This is a genomic window from Pseudonocardia lutea, assembly GCF_042658055.1.
GTDB lineage: Bacteria > Actinomycetota > Actinomycetes > Mycobacteriales > Pseudonocardiaceae > Pseudonocardia > Pseudonocardia lutea.
The window spans coordinates 1-8,177 of record NZ_JBHSQK010000099.1; the positions used below are offsets into that span (position 1 = coordinate 1).

Here is an 8,177-nt window from a genome sequence, read left to right on the forward strand (position 1 = left end):
GCGCCGTCGAGCTGGGCCAGGCGCGCGGCCGGGCCCGGTCCGGGGCCGCGGCCGCCCGGGGAGCGGACGGCCGCGCACCCGTCGGCGGACGGCGCGGCGACCACGGTGCACGAGGTCAGGGCCTCGACCGCGGCCGTCGCCCGGGCCACGATCTCGCCCTCCTCGCGCAGTTCCGCCAGGGCGGAGGACAGGGAGAGGAGTCGACGGAGGCTCGCGTTCTCGCGGCGCAACGCGCGCTCGGTCCGGCAGCCTGGCATCTCGCGTCTCCTCACCAGCACGGCCCCCGCGTCTACCCCCGGGCCGGCGATCCATGCGCGGCCGCGGGGCCCTTACGCCCGGGTCGGCCGCCTGGCCCCGTCCCGCGGGGGCGAGGCCCGCGGACCGGTTTGGCGTCGCCGGGCCGAGTCGCGGCCGCGGGTGGCGGAGCCACTCTGGGTGCTACCGAGCGGCCGAGCCGGGGGTCGCCGGAACACCGGTGAGGAGGTGGTGTCTGTCGAGATGCTCGCCAGGCAGCCAGGCAGGCGCCGGACGCACGGGACGCCCCCCGGTCGTCCGGCGCCTCTGCCGTGCCCGGACGCGTGGACGGCGCCCGGTCCCGCCCGACCCCGGCCGATCAGCGCGGGGCGAACCGCACGGGCATCCGCCGCGGACCGGTGATGAAGGTCGAGCGCTGCCACTCCACCGGGCCGGCCGGCTCGAGCCCGGGCAGCGCGAGGATCTCCCGGAGCATCGCGGCGATCTCCAGCCGGCCGACGTGCGCGCCCAGGCAGAAGTGCGGTCCGCCGCCGAAGGCGAGATGGTCGTTCGGTGTGCGGCGCAGGTCCAGCCGCTCGGGGTCGGGGAACCGGGCGGGATCCCGGTTGGCCGCGCCGTAGTAGAGGACGACCTTGTCCCCGGCGGCGATCTCCCGCCCGCCGAGCACCGTGTCGCGAGTGGCCCGCCGGCGCATGTGGACGACCGGGCTCACCCAGCGCAGCAGCTCCTCGACGGCGGTCGGCATCAGCCCGTCCGGGTCGGCGCGCAGCGCCGCGAGCTGATCGGGGTGTGCGAACAGCGCGTCCATGCCCCCGGCGACGAGGTTGCGGGTCGTGTCCCCGCCGGCGTCGATCAGCAGGAGGAAGTAGAGCGCGAAGTCCAGCTCGTCGAGCGGCCGGTCACCGGTCGAGGCGTGCACGATCCGGCTCGCCAGGTCGTCGCCGGGGTGCGCGCGCTTGCGCTCCCACAGCGCGTGCGCGTGCGCGAACATCAGCTGGACGGCCTCGGCGCCGGTCGGCCCGGCCCGCCCGTCCTCCGGGCTGGCGTGGATGGCCTCGGTGAGGTCGTAGAGGGCCACGCCGTCGGCGTGCGGGATGTCGAGCAGCTCGGCGATCACGTACGAGGGCATCAGCCCCGCGAGGTCGGTCACCAGGTCGCACTCCCCCCGCCCCTCGACCGCGCCCACGATCTCCCGCGCCAGCTCCGCGATCCGCGGTCGCAGCAGGCGGGCGGCTCGCGGCACGAAGTCCCCGGCCGCGATGCGCCGCAATCGCGTGTGGTCCGCGCCGTCGGCCATCAGCATCATCTTGTGCACACCGTCGCCCGGCTCGACCGGGTCCGCGATCATGATCGTCGGTTCGGAGGAGAAGGTCTCCGCGTCGCGGCCGACCGCCCGCACGTCGGCGTGCCGGGTCAGGGCCCAGAAGCCGGGTCCGTCCGGTTCGGCGTGCCGGTGCACCGGATCGTGCTCGCGCAGCCAGCGGTACTGCTCGTGCGGGTGGCCCCCGGCGAACGCCTCGGGGTTCAGCAGGTCAACGAAGGGTGACGTCGTCGGCACGTGATCGACGGTATCCGGCGCGACCCGGCCGGAGAAGACCCGTTGATGCAGGTGTTTGACCACGGGTGGCGCGGCTCGTAGCGTCCGACGGGCACGCCGCAACGGTGCGGTGGGGAAAGGCGGCTCGCGTGATCACGACGTTCGACGACTACCCGCTGCACCAGACGGCCGAGCCGGTCGCGGTGCCCGGCACGGGCGACCGGAACTACTACGACCGGTACTTCTTCAACGGCTACGACCCCGAGGGGGGCTTCTTCTTCGCCGTCGCGCTCGGCCTGTACCCGAACCGGCGGGTGGTCGACGCGTCGTTCAGCGTGCTCCACGCGGGGGTGCAGCGGTCGGTCCACTCCTCGGCCCGCGCCCCGCTCGACCGGGCGGCGGCGACCTCCGTCGGGCCGATCGCCGTCGAGGTGGTCGAGCCGCTCCGGGTGCTGCGCGTCCGGGTCGACGCGCCCGAGCAGGGGCTCGCCGCCGACCTCGTGTTCCGCGCCCGCACCCCGGCCGTCGAGGAGCCGCGCATCATCCGGCACACCGGCGTGACCGCGACGATGGACTACACCCGGCTGACGCAGTGGGGCACCTGGGAGGGCCGCTTCCGCGGCGGCGACGCGGAGCTGACCTGCGCCGGGACGCCGGGGACGCGCGACCGGTCGTGGGGCGTCCGGGCCGTCGGCGAGCCGCCCGGCGGGGCACCGCCCGCGGAGCCGCCGCAGTTCTTCTGGGTCTGGGCCCCGCTGCACCTCGACGACCACTGCACCCACCTCGCCCTGGTCGACGACGCCGAGGGCCGGCACGTCTACGAGAGCGCCTGCGTGGTGCCGTTGCTGCCCGGCGCCGACGAGGCCACCCGGCTCGACCACGCCCGCACCGCGGACGTCGAGATCGAGTGGGAGCCCGGTGCCCGGCTCGCCCGCGGGGCCACGCTGCGGACGGCGGGCTGGGACGGCAAGGAACGGACCACCCGCCTCACCCCGCTGCTGACCTTCCGGATGCGCGGCATCGGCTACTTCCACCCGGCGTGGGCGCACGGGGTGTGGCACGGCGAGCACGAGACCGGCGGCTCGGAGTGGCGGACCGCGGACCTGGACCCGGCGGCGCCGGAGAACGTGCACGTGCAGCAGCTGGTGCGGGTGGACAGCGACGGCCGCACCGGGGTCGGGGTGTTCGAGCACCTGGCCATCGGGCCGCACCGCCCGTCGGGTTTCACCGGCGCCTTCGACGCCCCGGGCGCGCGGTGAGCACCGCCGAGCTCCCCGCCCCGCTCGCCGATCCCGCCGCCGTCACCCCCGGGTGGCTGAGCGACGTGCTCGGCGCCGGCGCGCGGGTCACGCAGGTGCGCGCGGAGCGGATCGGGACCGGCCTGGTCGGGCAGAGCGTGCGGTTCCACCTGACGTGGGACGAGCCGGGCGCGGGGCCCGCGACGGTCGTCGGGAAGTTCCCGTCGCCGGACCCGAAGAGCCGCGAACGGGGCCGCACCGGCGGCGAGTACCTGCGCGAGGTGCGCTTCTACCAGCGCCTCGCCGGCGGGGCCGGGCTGCGGTTGCCGGTCTGCCACCTCGCGACGATCGACGAGGCGACCGGTGACTTCACGCTGCTGCTCGCCGATCTCGCCCCGGCCCGCCAGGGCGACCAGCTCGCCGGCTGCACGCCCGACGAGGTCGCCGCGGTGCTGGCGGAGGCGGCCCGGCTGCACGCCGCCCACTGGGGCGATCCGCGGCTCGACGCCGAGGGGTGGCTGCGCCGGCCGCGCGCCGAACGGGAGGGCACCGGCGCCCTGCTCACGCAGCTCTGGCCGGGCTTCCTCGCCGGGTACGGGTCGGTGCTGCCGGCGGGTGGCGCCGAGCTCGGCGCCCGTTTCGTCCGCGCCCTGCCGGCCTGGGCCGAGCAGGACACCGCCCCGCGCTGCCTCGCCCACGGGGACCTGCGCATCGACAACGTGCTGTTCGGCCCGGGGCGCCCGGCGGTCGTCGACTGGCAGACGGTGGGGCAGGCGAGCGCGGCGAGCGACGTCGCCTACCTGCTCGGCGCGAGCCTCACCGTGGCCGACCGGCGCGCCCACGAGGACACGTTGCTGGCCGGGTACCACCGCGAGCTCACCGCCCTCGGTGTGGACTACCCGCTCGACCGGCTGCGGGAGGACCACCGCCGCGCGACCTTGTGCGGGGTCGGCATGACGATCGGGGCGTCGATGCTGGTGGGTGTGGACGACCGGGGCCGCCGGATGTTCGCGACGATGGCCGAGCGGCACCTCACCCACGCCCTCGACCTGGGCGCGGAGGAGTTCCTGGGCTGACCGGCGGAGTCCAGCACGCGCCGTCCGCCGCCCGGGCGGGGGCGGCCGACGGGCAGCGGCACGACGCGTCCGACCGGCGTAGGCAGAGGTACGTACGGTCATCGCCCGACGCCGGGACTAGCGTGGTGCGCCGAGCCCTGCGAGGACGGCGGCGATGAGTGCACAGGACGAGATCCCCCGGCTCCGTCACGGATCGGCGGCCGGGCTTCCGCGGTCCCGCTCGGTCGCCGTTCGATCGGTGGGCCCGGTGGTCGCGGTGCTCGTCGGCGCCTCCGCCTGGATCACCGCTGCGCCGATCCCGCAGCACCAGGTGAGGCTCGCGGCCTCGGCTGTGGAGACCCAGGCGAGCTGCCCCGCGGGCTGGAAGCTGATGACCATCCCCGAGGTGCTGCGCATGATCGAGCCACCGGCCACGGCCGATCACGTCAGGGCCACCGACGTCAACCGCGACAACTATCTGTGCGTCGCCCTCTCCCCCAACGGGTTCCGCGTGACCCGCTACGTGGACGACCTCCGCGAACCCGCGGCCCACGCGGCGGCCGACCCCTCCGCGACCGCTGCGACCCCGCGCCCTACGGCGTGATGTTCTGGTTGAGCCGGAACAGGTTGGTCGGGTCGTAGCGGCGCTTCACCCGGGTGCAGGTGCGGTCCTGCGCAGCCGTCACAGGCCGTCATCGACGGTCCGGGTGCCGATGCCGACCGCGAACCCGCCCAGGAGCCGGACGGACAGTGCCTCCTCCACGCCTTCGCCCCTTCCCGTGGTCGCGAGGAGCGTGGGGCGAGTCTGCTGGGCACCCGGGCAGAGCGGCAAGGACGGCCGCGGCGTCCCCGGACGCCGGCGGGCGCGGAGGTGTGCCGACGAGCTCGAATCGGTCGTGCTGGTGTGAAGACCGAGGACCCGCCGGCGCTCGGCACGCGTCCGTCGATCGGGGGACAACAGGACCCTCCGGCCGAGGGTTCGGTCGACCGACGGTGCGAGCACCCGGTGACGCCCACCCTTGAGTCACCGGGGAGACGCCCCGGGAACCGAGGAGGAGAGATCCGATGGACGCAGCCAGGACCCCCACCGACGACCGCACCGCGACCAGCCAGGATGCCGCGCTCGGCGCTGCCACGACCGCCGTGGGCTACCCCACTGCTCCGGGTGCCCAGAGCATGGGTGAGCACACCCGCAGCGGGGACGTCTTCGGGCGTGAGCAGCGGGCACACCGCACCGTCATGGCCGACCGGAGCACGCGCGAGCACACCCGCAGCGGGGACGTCTTCGGGCGTGAGGAGCGGGAGCAGCGGGGGCGCGAGGAGCACCGCCGCCAGGAGAACCGTGAGCGCGAGGAGCACCGCCGCGAGGAGCACCGCCGCGAGGAGCACCGCGAGCGGGAGCGGGAGGAGCACCGCCGCGAGGAGCACCGCGAGCGGGAGCGGGAGGAGCACCGCGACCGCGGGGAGCACCGCGGGCGCGAGGAGTACCGCGGGCGCGAGGAGGGTCGCGGGCGCGAGGAGGGTCGCGGGCGCGAGGAGCACCGGAACCGCGAGGAGTACCGCGGCCGGGAAGAGGGTCGCGGGCGCGAGGAGCACCGGAACCGCGAGGAGTACCGCGGCCGGGAAGAGGGTCGCGGGCGCGAGGAGCACCGGAACCGCGAGGAGCACCGCGGCCGGGAAGAGGGTCGCGGGCGCGAGGAGCACCGGAACCGCGAGGAGTACCGCGGCCGGGAAGAGGGTCGCGGGCGCGAGGAGCACCGGAACCGCGAGGAGCACCGCGGCCGGGAAGAGGGTCGCGGGCGCGAGGAGCACCGGAACCGCGAGGAGTACCGCGGCCGGGAAGAGGGTCGCGGGCGCGAGGAGCACCGGAACCGCGAGGAGCACCGCGGCCGGGAAGAGGGTCGCGGGCGCGAGGAGCACCGGAACCGCGAGGAGTACCGCGGCCGGGAAGAGGGTCGCGGGCGCGAGGAGCACCGGAACCGCGAGGAGCACCGCGGCCGGGAAGAGGGTCGCGGGCGCGAGGAGCACCGGAACCGCGAGGAGTACCGCGGCCGGGAAGAGGGTCGCGGGCGCGAGGAGCACCGGAACCGCGAGGAGCACCGGAACCGCGAGGAGTACCGCGGCCGGGAGGAGCACCGCGAAGAGCAGGGCCGGCACTTCGAGGGCACCCGGCGTGACGGCGGCGAGAACCGCGCTCGCGACGAGTACCGCGACCGGGACGAGCACCGGAACCGGGACGAGCACCGCGACGGCCAGCACCGCGACGACCAGCACCGCGACGACCAGCACTCGTACGACCAGCAGCGGTTCGAGCACCAGGACGTCCGCTTCGAGCACGACCGCTACGACCAGGGTCGGACCGAGGACCGTGGTCACGAGGTGCACCGCGGCATGGAGGGGTCGCACCACATGTCCGGGACCGAGCACGTCTGATCCGCGACAGGCGCCGCCCTCCGGGGCGGCGCCGGGCAGGACCCCCGGGGTGCATGATCTCCGTCACCGAGCGGCACGATCATGATCGCCGCCGCACGGCAGGAGGCCGACGACCCGAATCCGCGGCCGAGAACGACGAAGGCCGGTGTCCCCGTCGAGTGGACACCGGCCTCCGTCGACCGTCGGGACGACAGGATTTGAACCTGCGACCCCTTGACCCCCAGTCAAGTGCGCTACCAAGCTGCGCCACGTCCCGGCCGCCCCCGTGAGGGCTCGATCAGCCTACCGCACCACCGATCGACTCCCTGCACCGACCCGGACCTCGCTCCCCCAACTCGTCCGCGAACGAACTCCCCGGGGGCCACACGGTGGGGCACCACCGCGCCGGTCCCGATCAGTGTCGTCCGGGCGGACCGGCGGCACCACCGCCCTCGGTCGCCCCGTGGAGGCGACTTTCGTAGGTACCCGTGGGTAACCCCTGCCTGACCTGGAGCTCGTGCGACGGCCGCGCCGAGGTGGGCGGTCCGGACGCCACCCGAGGCTGCCCGTGCGGCGGGGTCTCGGGGGCCAGGGGCAGGACGGCCCGCACCCGGAACCCGCCGTCCTCCGGCCCGTCAACCAGATCCCCGCCCACGGCCGCCACACGCTCGCCGAGCCCGGCGAGGCCGGCTCCCCCGCCGCCGAAGGTGCCGCGCACGGGGCGGCGCGCCGGCCCGTTGCGCACCTCGACCCGGATCCGGTCCGCGGCCCGCCAGTCGAGCTCGACCCGCACGGTGGAGCCCGGGCTGTGCCGGGCGGCGTTGGTCAGCGCCTCCTGGACCACCCGGTAGACGGCCTGGTCCGGCGCCACCGGGAGGGCGCGGGCGGTGCCGAGGGCGACGAGATCGACGTCGAGCCCGGTCTCGCGGGCCCGGTCCACGAGCTCGCCGATCCCGGCGGCACCCGCGGGGGCGGACCCGACCAGCCCGAGTGCGCTGCGCATCTCCGACAGCGCCTCCTTGGCGTGCGTCCGCAGCAGGTCGGCGGCCTCGCGGGTCCGCTCCTCCCCGGTCGACGCGGACAGCGCCGCCGCGCCGACGGCGATGAGCGTGGCGTGGTGGCCGACGGCGTCGTGCACCTCGCGGCCGATCCGCGCCCGTTCCTCGGCGCGCGCCGCGCTCTCCCGGGCGGTGAGGGCGGCCTCGCGGGCGTCCTCCAGCTCGCGCAGGCTCGCCGTCAGCCGCTCACGGGTGGCCGTGAGCAGGCCGAAGCCGAGCGGGCTGCCGGCCGACAGCACGGCGAACACCACGGTGAGGACCACGGACTGCCAGCTCAGCACCTCGCGCGCCAGCACCGGCACCACTGCGGCGGCCACGACCAGGACCAGCCACGGCACCGTCGCGGCGAGCCGCGTCCGGCGGCCGAGCACGAACAGCGCGACGATCTGCGCGGGCCAGCCGAGGCCGCCCCAGATCGCCCACAGCGACCCGACGACGGCGAGCCACGGCCGGACGTGTCGCAGCGGGAGCAGCGCGCAGCCGACCAGACCGGCCGTGACCGACCGGGCGGTCGGACCGGGGGCGCCGAGCAGCACGAACACCGCCGGCAGCCCGACGGCGAGGACCTCGGCCCCGAGCCGCCACGCCGGCCCGCCCCGCCGCAACGCCGCCCCGAACGCGG

At 75.9% G+C, this 8,177-nt stretch carries 8 protein-coding genes and 1 tRNA gene; 4 read left to right on the forward strand and 5 right to left on the reverse strand.

Features of this window, described 5'->3' with window-relative positions:
* A partial coding sequence (locus ACFQH9_RS28830; protein ID WP_379571020.1) for a hypothetical protein occupies window positions 1-257 on the reverse strand: 257 nt, incomplete at its 3' end.
* A gap of 356 nt (window positions 258-613) precedes the next feature.
* Complete coding sequence (locus tag ACFQH9_RS28835; RefSeq protein WP_379571022.1) at window positions 614-1,813, reverse strand: cytochrome P450; 1,200 nt, start codon at window positions 1,811-1,813, stop codon at window positions 614-616.
* 128 nt (window positions 1,814-1,941) lie between these two features.
* Between ACFQH9_RS28835 and ACFQH9_RS28840 the strand changes: the two genes are divergently transcribed.
* The 3 genes from ACFQH9_RS28840 (at window position 1,942) to ACFQH9_RS28850 (ending at window position 4,689) form a co-directional block, all read left to right on the forward strand.
* The gene (locus ACFQH9_RS28840; RefSeq protein WP_379571024.1) at window positions 1,942-3,051 is read left to right on the forward strand and encodes an Rv3169 family protein; all 1,110 of its coding nucleotides are present in this window, start codon (window positions 1,942-1,944) and stop codon (window positions 3,049-3,051) included.
* Window positions 3,048-4,106, forward strand: a complete 1,059-nt coding sequence (locus ACFQH9_RS28845) for an aminoglycoside phosphotransferase family protein (RefSeq protein WP_379571026.1) — start codon at window positions 3,048-3,050, stop codon at window positions 4,104-4,106. The genes ACFQH9_RS28840 and ACFQH9_RS28845 overlap by 4 nt, the downstream gene beginning before the upstream one ends.
* Window positions 4,107-4,260: 154 nt before the next feature.
* Window positions 4,261-4,689 (forward strand): hypothetical protein, encoded by a 429-nt coding sequence (locus tag ACFQH9_RS28850; RefSeq protein ID WP_379571028.1) that lies wholly within the window; start codon window positions 4,261-4,263, stop codon window positions 4,687-4,689.
* On the opposite strand, the gene ACFQH9_RS28855 is transcribed toward ACFQH9_RS28850, so the two are convergent.
* Window positions 4,679-4,771 carry a BBE domain-containing protein gene (locus tag ACFQH9_RS28855; protein ID WP_379571030.1) on the reverse strand — a complete coding sequence of 31 codons (93 nt, stop codon included), beginning with the start codon at window positions 4,769-4,771 and terminating at the stop codon, window positions 4,679-4,681. The genes ACFQH9_RS28850 and ACFQH9_RS28855 overlap by 11 nt on opposite strands.
* Before the next feature lie 379 nt (window positions 4,772-5,150).
* Between ACFQH9_RS28855 and ACFQH9_RS28860 the strand changes: the two genes are divergently transcribed.
* Window positions 5,151-6,518, forward strand: coding sequence for a hypothetical protein (locus tag ACFQH9_RS28860; protein ID WP_379571032.1), 1,368 nt, complete (start codon window positions 5,151-5,153; stop codon window positions 6,516-6,518).
* Window positions 6,519-6,700: 182 nt separating this feature from the next.
* On the opposite strand, the gene ACFQH9_RS28865 is transcribed toward ACFQH9_RS28860, so the two are convergent.
* A tRNA-Pro gene (locus tag ACFQH9_RS28865) sits at window positions 6,701-6,774 on the reverse strand.
* Between the two features lie 138 nt (window positions 6,775-6,912).
* Window positions 6,913-8,177 (reverse strand): sensor histidine kinase (locus ACFQH9_RS28870; RefSeq protein ID WP_379571034.1); only part of this gene is annotated, 1,265 nt, incomplete at its 5' end.

Bases quoted from the DNA above. Each gene is read 5' to 3' on its own strand.
- ACFQH9_RS28850 (WP_379571028.1), top strand. From the start codon at position 4,261: ATGAGTGCACAGGACGAGATCCCCCGGCTCCGTCACGGATCGGCGGCC.
- ACFQH9_RS28860 (WP_379571032.1), top strand. From the start codon at position 5,151: ATGGACGCAGCCAGGACCCCCACCGACGACCGCACCGCGACCAGCCAG.